Genomic DNA, 15,586 nt, shown 5'->3' with positions numbered 1-15,586 from the left:
GGACCGGGCTCACTCCGCGGCGCGGCCGACCGAGGCGGCCAGGAAGGCCGCCCAGTTGTCACCCCGGGCCGCGTCGCCGGCGACCCCGAGCCGCGACAGCACCTCGGTGGTCGCGGCCTTCGTCGCGGTGTCCCACTCGCCGGTCAGCTCGACCGGGACGTTCCACAGGTACGTACAGATCGCCTGCAGCGCCTGGCACTGCACCCGGGACCGGGTGCTGAAGCGGCTCAGCTCCGTACCGGACACACCGTTGTCGACGTGGATGTGGTTGCGGTGGGCGTCGTCGAACAGATAGGTGAGGACGTACGCGAAGTTCAGGTGGAGACTGGCCGCCAACGCCCAGTACCGGCGGCGCAACACGTCGCGCTGGGCCTGGTCGTCCATCACCGACCACAGGTCCTCGCGGCACGACACGATCGGGACGCCGTCGAGTCGGAGCCGGCCGATGTCGAACGCCCGACCCGCGCCGTGCCAGGAGTTGCAGCCGCCGTTGTCGACCCACGCCCCGTACGTCCAGATCTGATCGTGGCCGGGCAGGCCGCTGTGGTCGAGCCAGTACTGCTGCCAGGTCTCGAACAACGCCAGGAATCCGGGTTCGATCGGGAAGCTGCTCGGGGTCTCGCTGATCTCGTACACCAGAGCCCGGCCGCCGATCGCTGACACCTCGGTCATCGCCGACTTCGGCGCACACTGCAGCTGTTCCTCGCGTTGCGGGGGAGAGACACCACAGCCGGCCGCCAGGGTCACGGTGGCGACACCGCCCAGCGCGAGCAGGCTCCGACGATCGATGGACAACGGACCTCAGGACGGGAAGCGGACGGCGCCGGAGCCGATCGGCGCACCCCGGTTGGCGACCCGTGGCGCCACGGCCCGGTTCAGCACGTACCGCAGCAACGGCCGCATGTTGGAACCGTCGAGGGCGGCGATCCGGGCGAGTTCGGCATCGGCGTCGACGAAGTCGGTGTTGCGGACCCGCTCCATGTCGTCGTGCATCACGACCCGCAGGTAGTCGCGGTTGCGGATCCAGACCGGCCGCAGGAAGGCGCGGAAGGCCCGCATGATCAGGTCGGTGTCCTCGCCCGACCAGCCCTTGAACCGGGCCGACTCGTCGTACCCGCCGAGCAGGTGGAAGTTGGTGCGCGACAGCGCGATCCGGCCCATGCTGCCCTTGTACAGGCCCGCGTTCAGCCGGGCGTCGAAGCGGTTCGTCGCGACGATCGCGTTCGGTCGCCGCAGGAAGATCGACCGCAGGTACGAGGTGAAGCCGGCCCCCAGGTAGTTGTCGGCGTCGAGGTTGCAGACGTAGTCGCCGGTGGCCAGCGCGTGCGCCATGTTCTTGGCGTGGGAGTGGCGGAACTTGTCCTGACCGGGGGCTTGGGCGATCCGCAGGATGCCGGCGTCCCGGTACGGGGCGAGCTGCGGGTCGGTGGTGATCCACTCGAGCAGGTCGTCGGGGCTGGAGTAGTCGAGCACGATGAACTCGACGGCGTCGGGTCGTGACCAGTCGACATTGTCGGCGAGGTTCCGGGGCAGCGTCTGCTTCAGATGGTGCGCCCGGCCCATGCAGGTCGTGCAGTAAGAGAGCTTCATGCTGATTCTTCGCTTGGCCTCGTGTTCCAGCTCACGCTCGTGTTCCAGGTCACGGGGGACGTGCCCTCCATCGGTCGGGTCGCTGCCTTGACGTAACCGCATGCTACCTGCGATCGGCCTGTCCGCGAGTCGAAAGCCGGTTGGCGCGTCGAAACCGGGGGACTCCCCTGAGCGACACCCCAGGGCACACCTGCGGGACGACCCGGTGCCGGCGGCGCTTCCGAAAGCGGCAACGTCGGATGGCGTGGGGTGGCCCGCCACGTGAATAGCGTCCGAGACACCTGCGATCCCCGCGTGGCCCGGTCGGGTCACCGAAGACCGTCGTGGCCAACGTCTCGTCCTCCGCGAAAGGAATCCCCCAGATGTTCAACCGTCGCTCCCTCCTGGTCGGCTCGGCCGGCCTCGGTGCCGGCCTGCTCGGCGCCGGACTCGTCAGCACGACCTCGCACGCGGCCATCCCGCTGGCCAGCACCGTCGACTTCCCGATCGTTCGTACGGGCAGCAACAACAGCAACGTCCGCTTCATCCAGGCCCGCCTCGGTGCCAGCGTCGACGGCGTCTTCGGCCCCAAGACCAAGGCGGCCGTCGTCAGCTTCCAGCGGTCGAGGGGACTCGAGACCGATGGCATCGTCGGACCGAAGACCTGGTCGCAGTTGCTCGACGTCGTCCGGCGCGGTAGCCGCGGCTCGGTCGTGAAGGGCCTGCAGGCCAAGCTCGGCGGCCTGACCCGCGACGGCGTGTTCGGGCCCGCGACCGAGCGCGCGGTCCGTTCGTTCCAGAGCCGAAACAATCTGGTCGTGGACGGCATCGTCGGCGTCAAGACCTGGAGCAAGTTGATGGGCGGCGGCGGTGGTGGCGGTGGCGGCACCGGCTACGGCAACCTGAGCTCGACCCAGCTGGGTCACGTCCGCACCATCATCGGCGTCGGCAAGGGCTACTCGATCCCCGAGTACGGCTGGGTCATCGCGATCGCCTGCGCCATGCAGGAGTCGACGCTGCGCAACCTGTCGGGCGGCGACCGCGACTCGGTCGGCCTGTTCCAGCAGCGGCCCAGCCAGGGGTGGGGCACCATCTCGCAGTGCCGGACCCCGGTCCTCGCGGCTCGTGCCTTCTACGGCAAGGCCAGCCACACGCCGAACCCGGGCCTGGTCGACATCTCCGGCTGGCAGAACATGTCGGTCACCCGCGCCGCCCAGGCCGTACAGCGCTCCGGCTACCCCGACGCGTACGCCAAGTGGGAGAGCCTCGCCCGTGAGTGCGTCGCCAAGCAGAAGGGCAACGTCGGCTCCATCCGCTGACACCCTGAGCCACCGGATCGGTCGACGGGTGACTCGACCGGTCCGGTGAACATCGGGGTGGAGATCGACCCGCCGCCGACCTGCTTCGCGCAGGTCGGCGGCGGGTCGTAACCGTTCAGGCAGGGCGGGCGATCGTGGAGCGCCGGCGCGTGGACCGTGGCGGTGTGGTGGACTCTTCTCGACCCAGTCACTTCGTCGAGGGAGACCCGTGACCGACATCCGGAGCAGGTTCGCCAGCTGTGGCGACGACGTCGTCGTCGAACCGGGCGTGGAGATCGCCCACCCCGAGCTGTGGTCGGTGGGTGACGGGGTCCGGATCGGTCACGGCACCCTGGCCTCGGACCGGTCGCGGGTGCGCCTGGGGCACGGGTCGTGCTTCCGGGCGTACTCCTTCATCCAAGGCACCGGACGGCTCGAGGTCGGCGACAACGTGACGTTCTATCCGTACAGCTACCTCTCCTTGGGCGACGAGAACGGCCGCACCACGATCGGTTCCGACACCCACTTCGCGCCCGGGTGCGCGCTGTACGGGCAGTACGGGCTCACCGTCGGGCACCACGTCAACGTCGCCGCACATGTGGTGCTGGCCACGGTGCAGCACGATCCACGCGACCTCGGCGTACCGATGTCCGGGACCGGCACCGGGGCGCCGATCGAGCTGGCCGACGACGTCTGGCTCGGGGCGAACGTGTCGATCACCCCGGGTGGGGCGGTGGCGTCCGGCAGCATCGTCGGTGCCGGCGCGGTGGTCACCACCGCGCTCACCACCGAGAAGGGCCTGTACGTCGGGGTCCCGGCCAAGCTGCTGCGCACCAGGGCGCCCGGCGAGCGGCCCAGGTGAGTGGGGTCGACCTGACCCCGGGCCCCATGGAGGCGTTGATTTCAACCATCGGGTTGACAATCGCGGCGAGGTCGCGTTGACTTGTCTGCAACCAAACGGTTGAGAACACGTACGGCATCGACTGACCTGAGGAGCCCCGGATGAGCACCGATCCCGCAGCCGAGTACCGCGAGGTCGCGGCCACCTTCACCGCCCGGGTGGACGGCGTCCCCGCCGACGGTTGGGACGTCCCCACACCGGTCGCCGAGTGGCAGGCGCGCGACGTCGTGGCCCACCTGATCGAGTGGCTTCCGCAGGTCCTGGGTGCGCCGGTCGCCGACGTACCGTCGGTGGCCGACGACCCGGCCGCGGCGTGGCACGCGCACACCGCCGGGGTGCAGCAGCTGCTGGACGATCCGGAGCGGAGCGCGGCCCCGGTGAGCAACCCGCACTTCGGCGAGATGTCGACCGCTCAGGTGATCGACATGATCTACACCCCCGACGTGTTCCTGCACACCTGGGACCTGGCCCGCGCGACCGGCCAGGACGACCGGCTCGATCCGGTACGGCTGGCCGCCGGACACGCCGCCAGCCAGCAGTCCGAGGAGGCGATGCGGTCCAGCGGCCAGTTCGGGCCGCGCGTCCCCGTACCGGCTGATGCCGACCTGCAGGACCAGGTGATCGGATTCATCGGACGCGACCCGGCCTGGCAGCCCCCGACCCGCTGAGTCCGCCCCTTGGGCCTGTCGAAAGGTCACTCGGAGAGGCGCACCCACCTCGAGTGGGCACTTGGAGAGGCGTCGCGACACCGAGTGGGCACGAGGAGGGTTGATCCGACGCAATTCGGCTCTCCTGCTGCCCACTCGGTGACCGACCACGCCTGTGGGCTGCCCGGGGCGTCAGCCGCGGAAGCCGCGCAACACCCCGTCCAGGTGGCCGGTGACCAGCACACCGTTGGCGGCGGCCGGGCTCGAGACCACCGGGCTGCTCGACAACTGGCGCACCTTCTCGTACGACCCGTCGCTCAGGTCGAGTACGGCGAGGTCGCCCATCGTGCCGACGACGAGCGCCGAGTCACCGGTGACGACCGGTCCGGCGTCGAGGGAGCGTGACACGAACCGGTCGGTCAGCCAGCGGGTCTCGCCGGTGGTGGCATCGACCCGGCGGGCCTCACCCCACTCGTCGACCAGCAGCAGGTCGCCGTCGGCGAGGATCCGCGGCGGGGTGTAGAGGAACGACTTGGCGATCTCCCACACGATCTCGCCGGCGGCCCGGTCGAGGGCGCGGCCGCCGGCGACGGTCGACACGAACACCAGCTCCGGGGTGATCAGCGTGACCTGGTGGGTCCACGGACCGTAGATCAGCTTGCGGTAGCTGCCGGCCCGGTTGGCCAGCTCGCGGCTCCACACCGGCTCACCGGTGGCGGCGTCGACCGCCCAGGCCTTTCCGTCGCCGAGGCCGACGTAGATCCGGTCGTCGTCGGCGGCGGGACGCCCCGCGCTGACCCCGGACAGCGCGCGCCGGAAGCGTACGGCCCCGGTCGTGGCGTCGAGCCGGACCAGCTCATCGGCCGCCATCACCACCACCGACGGCTCACCGGCGATCGTGGCGACCAGCGGGTCGGCCATCACCGGGTGACCCAGGTCGGTCCGCCAGGCGACGCCACCGGCGTCGGCGTGCAGCGCGGTCACCGTACCGTTGGCCGACCCGACGACCACCAGCTCCGCCGCCTCGTCGACCGTCAGGTTGGTCAGCGCCGGCCCAACCTCGGTCGACCACGCCTTCGCCGGCAGCCGCAGCCCCGGGTCGAGCGCGGTCACCGAGCCGGCCGACGAGCCGGCGAACACCCGGTCACCCAGCTGCCCCAGGGCGCCTGTGATGATGCCGCCGAGCGGCATCTCCCAGACCGGCCGGTACGCCGGGCCGTTGATCGTGTACGCGACCACCTCGCGCCAGCGGCGGACGCCGTCGACCAGCTCGACGTTCAGCCGGTGGTCGCCGGGGGTGAGGTCGGAGATGTCGACCGTGCCGGAGAAGGTGCTTCCGGTACGGGCCAGCGGGACCCACGCCTCGGTGACGCGGCCGGCGTAGATCTGCTGGCTGTACAGCGAGGCGCGCGCGGTGGTCCCCGCGGGAGCGTTCGCCCCACGTACGGACACGTGCAGTTCGTTGCGGCGGACCCGGACGTCGATGGTCCGCGGGTCCAGCGGGTCGCGACGCGGCTGCCGTTCGAGGTCGATGTCGGCGAGGTCGGTGACGGTCTGCGTGGCCGGGTCGGCCGGATCGGGGATCAGCACGTGCTGCAGCGACGCGACGGTCTGCCTGTTGCCGACCGGGGCGGTGGTGAGCCGGTAGTACTGCGCGGCGTTCTTGACCGCCGCGCCCTCGAGGTGGGTCAGCCCGTTCAGGTGTTCGACGTGCTGGCGGTGGGTGTGGCCGGCGAGCACCAGGCGGACGTTCCAGCCCTCGATGGTGGCCAGCAGCTCCTCGGCGTTCACCACGTAGTAGTGGCCCTCCGCGGTGGGGTAGTGGGTGACGATCACGGTCGGCTGGTGGGCCGGCTTGGCGCGGAGCCGGCGGCGCAGCCAGTCGAGGTCGGCCTCGGTGTAGTAGCCGACCTCCTGCTGCACGATCGTCGGGTCCAGCAGCAGGAACTGCACCCCACCGACGGTCACCTCGAAGTTCAGTTCGTCGACGTGCTCGGTGTAGTTCTCGTACGCGGTCACGTCCCAGCGGATCTCGTGGTTGCCGGGGACGTGTTCGACCTTGTCCTTGATGCTGTCGGGGATGACCGCCTCGTACGCCTCGTACTCGGCGACCGTGCCGTACTCGGTGACGTCGCCGGCGTGCAGCACCAACGCCGGCTCGTCCGCCGCGATCGCCTCCAGCGTCGCCTTCAGCCGCGCCATCTGCACCGCATTCTCCGGATCGGCGTGCGGGTCGGTGAAGAAGGCGTACGTCGTCGGGTCCGGCCGAGCGGCGCTCGCGGTCGGCATCTCGGAGCCGAGCCCGGCAGAGGTCGCGACGAGGACGGCCGCGCTGCCGCCGAGGACGGTCCGGCGGTTGACGAGGGGCGTGGGGTCGGTGTGAGTCATGGGCCCAGCCTGTGCCAAGCGGTTGACGACGAGCGGCGGCGGAGGAGAACACTGGGTGAACCGTTGGCGCATTGCGGCTGCGCCGCTGCTCCTGGCACCCCACCGGCAACGTGGGTGTTGCGGCCCAACTGCCGACACGGGCTCTTGACGCAGTCCGTGCTGCTCTGCAGAATGCGTGGAGACCGCAGCACCATTGTCAAGGAGGACACATGTCGGAGCACGTCCCGGAGCGGATTGATCGACGGCGAGGTCTGCTGGCCGCAGCAGCCGCGGGCACGGTTGGCCTGGTTGGAGCGTTGGGGTCTTCGAGGCCCGCTGAGGCGGCGCCGCAATCCGGCGTTTCGCCCTTCGACGGGGAGATCCACGATGTCACCGACCACGGCGCCGTCGGTGACGGCACCGCTGATGACACCGGCGCCATCCAGGCCACCATCGACGCGGCCGGGGACGGTGGAGGCGTGTTCCTCCCACCTGGCACCTATCGCGTGACGGGCGTCCTACGGCCGCGGAAGGACCAGTTGATCTTCGGCGCCGCCGGTCGACCGGTGATCCGAGCGGCTGTCGGAGGCTCGATCTTCGCCGTGACCAGGGGTGCGGTCACGTTCCATCGGTTGCACCTCGACGGGGCGCGCTCGATCACGCCGGAACCACCCGTGCCCAACAACGAGCGGTTGATCTACGCCGCAGCGACCGCTGCGGTTCCCGCCATCGACCTCACCGTGACCGACTGCGTCGTCCAGGACGGCTGGGGTGAGGGGATCCGGGTTCTCGGGCGACATCACGCTGAGGACCGGGTGATCGTTCGCGACACCAAGATCAGCAACTGCCAATCCTTCGGGATGCGCATGCAGTTCACCGATCACGGCCACATCGAGAACTGTGACTTCATCGCGAACCGCCACGGGTTCAGCGGGGACGAGGTCAAGCACGTCACCGTCCAGGGCTGCCGGACGATCGAGAACGACGGCCATGGTGTCGTCTTCACCTATTCGCAGTACTGGCACGTACGTGGGTGCCGTGCTGAACGGAACGGCCTGGTGAACTCGGTCGGCTGGGGCATCTGCGCCGGAGGGCTGTTCCGCGACCCGGTCCCGGCCTGGAACCGTGACTTCACCATCACGGACAACGTCTGCGACGGCAACGGCTCGGGGGGCATCACCCTTGATCCCACGGTACGCCAGTTCCCCGAGAAGATTCTCGACCAGAACGCGGTGATCAGCGGCAACACCTGTCGCAACACCACCAAGATCCACGGCATCAACATCACCCACTGTCGCGACGTGATCGTCACCAACAACGTGTGCACGGACAATCCGATCAGTGGCATCCAGGTGTCGTCGTCATCCCATGTGATGGTCGCCGGCAACATCTGCACGCGTAACAGGTTCGGCGTCAACCTCAGCAGCAACGACACCGTCGAGGACCCGGGCCACCACGAGATCGGGGTGAACCACCTGTACGACAACGTGCAGGACCGGAACACCGAAGCGTTCGAGGGCACCTATCCGATGTCGGGCAACTGGTGGCACGGTCTCCGCGGTGCCGGCAGCCCCGAGGGTGTCGTCCTGGCCGATCCCGGACACACGTACCACCGAACCGACGATGGTGACGGATCCCTGTACGTGAAGGTGACCGGGACGAACTCTGCTACCGGATGGCAACGCAGCGTCGTCGCGCCCAAGCCCTGATCTGCGCCGACCCAACAGCGCGCAGATCGATGTCCGGTTCCATCCCTCCGGCTCGGGACCCGGACCCGGACCGATCAGCCGATTCCCGCGACCATGTCAGCCGAGGCCGGCCGCGTGTTCGGCCCGGCTGCCGATCCGGGTGCGGCCCGTCAACTGCAGCGGCAGGCGGGCATCGGGCCAGCTGACGGTGAGGTGGTCTGCCGCTGATGCCGTGGTGGGCCGGGCGGGGCTGGCGTCGGGGTCCCCGGTGAGCCACAGTGAGCCGGCGATGCCGACCGTACCCAGGTCCATGATCGGCATCCGGCGGCCCGGGGACTCCGGCAGCAGGTCGCACCGGAGGTCGACACCCGTTTCGTGCGGCACCACGTGGCAGGTGACGTCGGAGCCCCCGACGGTGGCGGCGAGGAGGTCCAGTCCGCCGCTGACCCGTTCGGTGTGAACGGTGAGCCGAGAGCCGGGCGTGATCGCGGTGGGGCCGGTCAGTCGCTGCCCGTCCAGTCGGAACCGGTCGGGGGCGACCCAGGACCAGGAGAGCTGCCAGGTGAGGGCGGCCAGGTCGACGGGCTCGCCGACGTCGATGATGTCGCGTCTGACGTGCCGATTGCCTGCCGGCGAGGCCAGCGACAGCAGCCAAAGCACACGCCCCTCGGCCTGCACGGTGGACAGGTTCCCGGCGGCGAACGGTTCGCCCTCGCGAAACAGCCGGGCCTCGACGCGTCCGGCGTGGGTGGGGTCCCCGGATTCGAACCAGCCCAACGAGTCGAACCAGCCCGACGAGTCGAACCAGCCCAACAGGGGGCGACGCTCGTTGAAGGTGTCGCACTGGTTGAGCGATCCGATGATCACATGGGTGTCGCGCCAGGTCGTCCCGACGGCGGGCAGCCCGGTCCGTTCGGCGTGCACCACCCCGTCGGGGGTGAACGTCTCGACGACGGTGCCCGGTAGGGGTGGACCGCACAGCTCGTCGATCACCTCCGGCGTGGCCCGGTAGTCGACGTAGGCCTGCTCGCCGAGTCGGCCGACCGCAGGCAGGTCGTCGACGTCGTACAGCTGCAGTCGGCAGTCCGAGGCGAGTTGCAGGGCCACACAGGTGGGGCGGTTGTTGATCAGGTCGGAGTCGTACGTCCGCGACACCGGGCCGCCGACCTGCCGGAGTCCGGAGTGCCAACGAGCCAGCCAGTGCCGCCACAGCACGTCGATCACGTCGTCGGCCATTGCGTGTGCGGTGGTGTCGGTGGTGCACTGCTTGATCAACGTCATCGCCTCGAGGGTGACGAACCAGTAGTTCGGGGTGTTGAACTCGGCGAACGTCTGGGTGCGGGTGACCTCCTCGTGGAACAGCCGGAGTCGCTCCCGGGGTTCACCGGGGAGGTCGTGTCCGCTCAGCTCGTGTGCGGCCAGCGTCACCCACGCGCCCATCGCCGCGATGTTGGTGTAGGCGAGGTTGACCGGTCGTGACAACACACACCGGGCCGCATTCGACAACGCCGTACGAGCGCCCTCGACCACTGCGGGCGGCAACAGCGTGAGGTGATCATGGACGATCCGTGCCAGCATCGACCCGATGAAGTCGGCCCAGTTCCAGTCCGGCGGGTCCATCACACCCGGGTCATCCCCCGCGTGCCACGGCCACAGCCCGAAGGTCGGGCTGCCCGGCCGGACGTCCTGGACCGCGAGCAGTGCGGTGAGGATCCGGGCGGCCAGTTCCGCATCGCCCTCGTCGTTGCGGTCCAGCAACTGCAGCGCGAGCGAGGAACTCTCCTTGGTCAACAGCACGCGTCCCCAACTCAGGTTGGGATGCAGCGGGCGGAACGGCGCCTCGGTCGCGACGAGGTGGTGATCACGATCGAGTTGTGACAACAACGCCGCGATGCCCGTACGGTTCAGGGCTCGGCGGAACTGGTCGGTCTCGTGATGCTGCTCGCGCCCCGTGGACGACATGGACTTCCCTTCGTGGGTGGGTGGTCTGGGCCCATCGTGCCTGTGCGTGATCAGGTCAGGACCAGCGTCTCAGGACGTTGCCTGCATCGGGGCGCGGCGCTGATTCCAATCCCTCCGGCGAAAGGATGCGTGGACTGTTTCCCTCGGCGGAATGCTCGTGGAATGGGCCATTGACTCACCCCGGAGGCGTCGATAGGTTCATGATCAGTTGCATCGAGGTTCCCCCGATCCCTGCCCGCTGAGCGAACGAAGCGGTTGCGTGCCGTGATGGAGTGCCGTCACGTTCGCCGCCTGTGGCTGCGATGTGGGGCCCGCGGTGCCTCGACGTTGATCGTCGCACTGGGCAGGCAGTCGTGCCATGGAAAGGATCGCTCATGAAGGCCTTCTCACGCCGCGCCGTCCTCGGCTCAGCTGGCGCCCTGGCGGCGGTCGGCGCAGCCGGACAGTGGGGGCAGGTGTCGGCTGCCAGCGCTGCTGCCCCCGTACCCATCGTCTTCGTGGAACTCGAGGGCGTGGTGGACGTCGCCGCGGTGATCCAAGCTGCGATCGACGAGCATGCTGGAGACATCGGAGCCGTCGTCGTGCTGCCGGCTGGTGAGCATCTGGTGCTGCGCACGATCACGTTGGGATCCGGGATCACCCTCCGCGGCCGTGGTCGTACGACGACCATGCTGCGCAACCACCCGGACATGCCGGCCTCCCCGATCTTGCAGGGCGTGGGGGAGCCCGATGCGCTGCTGCGCAACATCGCCGTCCGCGACCTGACGGTCCGCAACGGTGTGGCAACCGTCGAGCGGGCAACACACGGGCCAGGACGGGTTGAACCTGGACCACTGTCGGGACGTGGAGCTCACCGGGTTCGGGGTCGAGGAGATCCAGGGCCTGCGTGGTGTCGCCATCGAGCATTCGGAGAACGTGCTGATCGACCAGTGCCGGTTCTTCCGGTGCACCTACGCGATGGTCTTCCTGTATCCGGACTGTGCCCGGATCACCGTCCGCCGCAGTGAGTTCGACACGTTGGTGTCGCAGGCGTACCCCAACACGTACACCTTCGCCACCGTCCGGACCACCGGGAACCGCTGGCCGCACCACGTCCTGATCGAGGACTGCCGATTCCTGAACAATCCGTTGTGGGAGGGCGTGGACAGTCACGGCGCCTCGGACCTGGTGATCCGCAACAACCACATCGAGAACTGCCGCGTCGGGATCATGGTGGCGAACGCCTACCAAGTGGGTGTGGGCGACTCCCGGGTGGAGCGGATCCGGATCGAGAACAACACCGTCATCCAAGGTGCCGGCAACGACCACGGCTACGGCATCGTGGTGACGGGACAGAACTCCCGGGCCGAGGACGTACGGATCACCGGGAACCTGGTCCGGGGGTTCGGCGGCGCCACCGAACTCAACGGCACCATCACGGTCTTCCGGGCCGACGACGTCCTGGTGGCCGACAACACCGTCGAGGACTACGGCATCAACGCGATCGCGCTCTACTACGGCACCAATGACGTACGGATCATGGGCAACACCATCGGCGACGTCGGCCGCCGCAAGGACGGAACCGTGGCGTGCGCCATCGCGGCCGCGGCCGAGGGCCACTACGGCCTGCAGGTCGAGGACAATGTCGTACGGCCGTCCTCGGCCGAGGCGGCCCCGGAGGTGTTCCTGCGCGCGGGGGCGTACCAGTCGTGGCAGATCGGGGCCAACGACGTGTCGGACCTGGTCGACACGATGTACCACGGGGTGGAATACCTCCCGATCATGAAGCAGCAGCGCGCGGACATGATCGATCTGCACCAGAAGTCGGGTGACGTGATCAGCGGTGGGAGCCGCACGTGGCACGTACGCGCTCCCCGTCGTGGCTACGGCGCGGTGGCACCGGAGCAGATCGTGCTGTACCTGACCCTGACCGCCGGCTCGCGCCACGCCTTGGTGGCCGAGAACGCCGACTGCGACTGGCGTGGCCTGCCCCCGGACATGAACGTCGTGATCGCCGACGTTGGTCCGGGCGGAGCCGATCTGCATGCCCGGGTGATCAGCAACAACGGCACCATCGCCGCCGGTGACACTGCCCCAGGACCACCGGGACCGGTCGCCATCTCTCTCGATCGCGCATCGGTGATCGATTCGGCCCGGGCAGCCGTACGGCTCGCTCGTCTCGAACTGCGAGGCCCGGCCTGAGCCGGCATCCCGCGTTCTGACCGCAAAGATCGTTGATGTCTCCCTGGCAACGCTCGTGGGCGGGCCGACCCGGTCGCCAGCTCGGCTGCGGCGTCGCCCCGTACAGTTACCTTCAGCAACGAGATCATCGAGCTGCCCGCGGGTGCTCAGGGCCCACCCAAGCCTCTCCACTCCGTACCAAGAGGATGGTTCAACAACCCGATGTTCAACTTCACGCAGCGCCCGGAATCGGCGGGTCGTTCCGAGCGCCGAAACGGGCGCGGCTCAGCTCCTCAACCAAAGGTTTCGACCTGGGGCATGTGGGGCACCGACCTAGCTCTCCTCGAACTGTGATCTGAGGCGCGGACATGTTTGGTGCCCCCGCCGGAATGGGTTCCCCGGAAGTTGGAGACATTGAGGTGCTCGTCCACGAGGACCGGCTGCACCTCTTCCACCTGACTCTACCGAATCACGACCTTGTCCAGCATGCAGTGAGCGATGACGGGTTGACATGGACCCAGGTGGCCCACGCACTCCGCGTAGGTGACCCCGGCGAGGTCGACGACGATCAAATCTGGACCATGGGTGTCTGTTCCCACGACGGGAGATTCGTGATGCTCTACACCGCGCTCTCCCGGGCGGAGAACGGGATGGTGCAACGGGTGGCCTTCGCTGAGTCCGATGATCTCATGACCTGGTCCAAGCGGCCCGGTGTCGTCGTCGAGAGTGACGCTCGCTGGTACGAAGCAGCGCGCGTTGACGGTAACAACGTCTCGTGGCGCGACCCGAAACCGATCTTTCTCGACGACAGTTGGCTGGTTCTCGTGAGTGCGCGCTCCGGCGACGGTGACTTCCTGCGCAGAGGCGCAGTCGGAGGTTTCGTCACGCGTGACTTCCAACGATTCGAGGTCGTTCCTCCCCTGTTCACTCCAGGGCAGTTCTGGTACCTGGAGTGTCCGCAGGTCTTTCGCATCGGCGACTGGTGGTACCTGACCGCGGGGGTCATGGAGGATCTCAGTCAGAGATACTGGATCTCTCGGTCCGCCCAAGGCCCTTGGCATGTCCCCTCGGATGGAGGCAGACTCGCACCACGGGGGCACTATGCAGCCAAAGTGGTCGACTGGAGAGACGCGACGCTCCTGTACTGCTGGCACCAAGTGCCTACCGGGAGGTTGGACTGGGACGCTCGGAACCCCACTGGTCGAGCAGTTCCCGCGCCGATCGAGCTGGTGCAGCAAACGGACGGCAGCTTGGAGGCTGCAAGCTTCAGCGGTTGGGGTGCCTTGGCGAGCCCGGGGCGTGATTTCACGGTGCGCGCGGAACCTGCTGCCGGTGTGTACTCCACTGCCACCCAGGAGGTCGGCACCAATTTCCGTCTCAAAGGGCGCCTCACCCTGGGCCCCGTCAGCGGGGGGATCGTGCTCCGGCAGAAGTCGAACAGCGGTGGCTATTTCATCGAGATGACCAAGGGGAGCACGGTCGTCCAACTGCGCAAGACTCTTGCTACGCGTGACGTCGTGAGGGGTCGGCCATGGTTCACGTCAACTGTCCTTCAGCAAGGTGAGCTCCGTTTGCCACTCGCTGACGAGGCAATTGCCATCAACCTCACGATCAACGGCCCATACGTCGAGTTTTCCGTCAACGACCAAGTCGTACTGGCCACGTTCACGGCCGAGCGAACGGACGGTGAGTTGGGCGTTTGGTCCCAGGGTGGTCCCGTCGAGTGCGTCGCGACGATCGAGTCCCTTACGGAAGCTGGAGGGTGGTCCTGATGGACCCGATGGCGAGTCTGGATCGCCTTCAGGACGCCATTCTGCGTGCGCAGACGGAGCTGGATGCCCTGCGAGAAGCGTTCGGCTCGATTCCCAAGGATCCCTGAGTGCCCTCGTGGGCAGGATGGTGGCCCGGCTGCCGACCTGCCTGAGTGTTCAGACATCTGGGCCCTCCCAACCCCTCAACCGTCGCGCGAACCCTGAAAATTGTCGGACCCCACTGGGAAACTTGATTCAAGGGTCGAGGAAAAGGGGAACGGTAATGGAGAATCAGGGTGCACAGGTTTCGGTGGAGAAGTCAGACGAGTGGGGAGTGTTCGAGCTACGCGTGGCGGCGTTGATGTCGACGATGGCCGATGGGGGACAGTTCAGCCTTCACGTGCCCTGTGAGGACGGGACGACCGACGAGTTCGTGGTGTCGGCCACCGATCGGTGTGCCACGGTGACCATCGAGTCCTCGGCCTGGGGGTCGACCGAGCTGCAGTTCGACATCGACGGCCCGGCCGACCTCGCAGGTGCGGGTTCCGCGGTCGGCGAGGTGCTGGTGGAGATCATCCGTGACGAGTACGGCCTGGTCCACCCGGCCCTGATGACCAGTTCGGCTCCGGTCGCGCTTCGCGACCGGATCGGTGCCCTGGGCCTCACCGCCCGCGAAGCGGTGGGTGCCGACCACGTTCTCACCGACCCGGTGACGAATGAGCAGGTGCGGTGGCCGTCGACTCACGACGAGTTGTACGCCACCGTGCAGGCACACCTTCGGGACACGTTCGACACCGACATCGAGCCCGACGAAGACGGCGACTTGCCGATCGAGGTCAACGGTGTCCGACTGTGGGTGAAGGTTGCCGAGGACCAGCCGGCCATCCTCCTCCTGACGGTGGCCGTACCGCGTGTCCGCTCCCGGCAGCAGGCCGACACCGAGTTGAACATCGCCAACCGCGACAGCTGGTGGGTGCGGTGGTCCCGTCGTGGGCGGATGGTGTTGCAGGAGCTCGCGCTGCCGGCGCGACCGTTCGTGCCGTCCCAGTTCGACGGCATGGTGCAGGTGTTCGTCGATGCCCATGCCCAGACCCGCACCGACATGATGGAACGCCTGTACGCGCAGGAGGCGCGCTGATTCCGGTGGTCGTACGACGAATGATGGGCTCCACCACGATCCCCAAGAACCGTGATTCGAACGTTGTGGCGATTCTTGTCGGTGGTGGGTTCTAGGGTTTTGGGT

The 15,586-nt window shown here is 68.0% G+C and carries 11 protein-coding genes and 1 pseudogene; 8 read left to right on the top strand and 4 right to left on the bottom strand.

What is annotated here, in order from left to right:
* Positions 1-9 precede the first annotated feature (9 nt).
* Both ACQBAU_RS13565 and ACQBAU_RS13560 read right to left on the bottom strand, forming a co-directional pair.
* On the bottom strand, positions 10-795 hold the full coding sequence (locus ACQBAU_RS13565) for a hypothetical protein (RefSeq protein ID WP_465256952.1): 786 nt from the start codon (positions 793-795) through the stop codon (positions 10-12).
* Between the two features lie 6 nt (positions 796-801).
* Complete coding sequence (locus ACQBAU_RS13560) at positions 802-1,590, bottom strand: glycosyltransferase family A protein (RefSeq protein ID WP_434551344.1); 789 nt, start codon at positions 1,588-1,590, stop codon at positions 802-804.
* A 362-nt stretch (positions 1,591-1,952) separates the two neighbouring features.
* Between ACQBAU_RS13560 and ACQBAU_RS13555 the strand changes: the two genes are divergently transcribed.
* The 3 genes from ACQBAU_RS13555 to ACQBAU_RS13545 all read left to right on the top strand — a co-directional run bounded on the left by ACQBAU_RS13555 (position 1,953) and on the right by ACQBAU_RS13545 (position 4,436).
* Complete coding sequence (locus ACQBAU_RS13555; RefSeq protein WP_465256953.1) at positions 1,953-2,888, top strand: peptidoglycan-binding domain-containing protein; 936 nt, start codon at positions 1,953-1,955, stop codon at positions 2,886-2,888.
* Positions 2,889-3,096: 208 nt separating this feature from the next.
* Complete coding sequence (locus tag ACQBAU_RS13550; RefSeq protein ID WP_434551342.1) at positions 3,097-3,729, top strand: acyltransferase; 633 nt, start codon at positions 3,097-3,099, stop codon at positions 3,727-3,729.
* A gap of 140 nt (positions 3,730-3,869) precedes the next feature.
* Entirely contained in the window at positions 3,870-4,436 is a 567-nt protein-coding gene (locus ACQBAU_RS13545; protein WP_434551341.1) for a TIGR03086 family metal-binding protein, read from the top strand.
* Positions 4,437-4,607: 171 nt separating this feature from the next.
* Here the strand turns inward: ACQBAU_RS13545 and ACQBAU_RS13540 are convergent, their stop codons facing one another.
* A complete protein-coding gene (locus ACQBAU_RS13540) occupies positions 4,608-6,803 on the bottom strand; it encodes an outer membrane protein assembly factor BamB family protein (protein WP_465256954.1) in 2,196 nt (731 codons plus the stop codon).
* Between the two features lie 71 nt (positions 6,804-6,874).
* Between ACQBAU_RS13540 and ACQBAU_RS13535 the strand changes: the two genes are divergently transcribed.
* On the top strand, positions 6,875-8,491 hold the full coding sequence (locus ACQBAU_RS13535) for a right-handed parallel beta-helix repeat-containing protein (RefSeq protein ID WP_465259369.1): 1,617 nt from the start codon (positions 6,875-6,877) through the stop codon (positions 8,489-8,491).
* Between the two features lie 96 nt (positions 8,492-8,587).
* On the opposite strand, the gene ACQBAU_RS13530 is transcribed toward ACQBAU_RS13535, so the two are convergent.
* Positions 8,588-10,432, bottom strand: coding sequence for a hypothetical protein (locus ACQBAU_RS13530; protein WP_465256956.1), 1,845 nt, complete (start codon positions 10,430-10,432; stop codon positions 8,588-8,590).
* 302 nt (positions 10,433-10,734) lie between these two features.
* Between ACQBAU_RS13530 and ACQBAU_RS13525 the strand changes: the two are divergent.
* The 4 genes and pseudogenes from ACQBAU_RS13525 to ACQBAU_RS13510 form a co-directional block, all read left to right on the top strand.
* Positions 10,735-11,064, top strand: a pseudogene (locus ACQBAU_RS13525) (hypothetical protein); the annotation flags it as partial.
* Positions 11,065-11,275: 211 nt separating this feature from the next.
* Positions 11,276-12,613 (top strand): right-handed parallel beta-helix repeat-containing protein, encoded by a 1,338-nt coding sequence (locus ACQBAU_RS13520; protein ID WP_465256957.1) that lies wholly within the window; start codon positions 11,276-11,278, stop codon positions 12,611-12,613.
* Between the two features lie 347 nt (positions 12,614-12,960).
* Entirely contained in the window at positions 12,961-14,364 is a 1,404-nt protein-coding gene (locus tag ACQBAU_RS13515; protein ID WP_465256958.1) for a family 43 glycosylhydrolase, read from the top strand.
* A gap of 289 nt (positions 14,365-14,653) precedes the next feature.
* On the top strand, positions 14,654-15,481 hold the full coding sequence (locus tag ACQBAU_RS13510) for a T3SS (YopN, CesT) and YbjN peptide-binding chaperone 1 (RefSeq protein ID WP_465256959.1): 828 nt from the start codon (positions 14,654-14,656) through the stop codon (positions 15,479-15,481).
* The last annotated feature ends 105 nt before the right edge of the window (positions 15,482-15,586 follow it).

The sequence above is a fragment of the Carbonicoccus niuqiaonis genome (genome assembly GCF_050157065.1).
GTDB lineage: Bacteria > Actinomycetota > Actinomycetes > Propionibacteriales > Propionibacteriaceae > Avipropionibacterium.
The sequence above is the reverse complement of the archived record's forward strand: the minus strand, read 5'-3'. Positions and strand labels throughout refer to the sequence as shown.

What these genes read in the sequence shown, in the direction of transcription:
- ACQBAU_RS13560 (WP_434551344.1), bottom strand. Translation starts at nt 1,590, where the DNA reads ATGAAGCTCTCTTACTGCACGACCTGCATGGGCCGGGCGCACCATCTG.
- ACQBAU_RS13555 (WP_465256953.1), top strand. Translation starts at nt 1,953, where the DNA reads ATGTTCAACCGTCGCTCCCTCCTGGTCGGCTCGGCCGGCCTCGGTGCC.
- ACQBAU_RS13545 (WP_434551341.1), top strand. Translation starts at nt 3,870, where the DNA reads ATGAGCACCGATCCCGCAGCCGAGTACCGCGAGGTCGCGGCCACCTTC.
- ACQBAU_RS13540 (WP_465256954.1), bottom strand. Translation starts at nt 6,803, where the DNA reads ATGACTCACACCGACCCCACGCCCCTCGTCAACCGCCGGACCGTCCTC.
- ACQBAU_RS13530 (WP_465256956.1), bottom strand. Translation starts at nt 10,432, where the DNA reads ATGTCGTCCACGGGGCGCGAGCAGCATCACGAGACCGACCAGTTCCGC.
- ACQBAU_RS13515 (WP_465256958.1), top strand. Translation starts at nt 12,961, where the DNA reads ATGTTTGGTGCCCCCGCCGGAATGGGTTCCCCGGAAGTTGGAGACATT.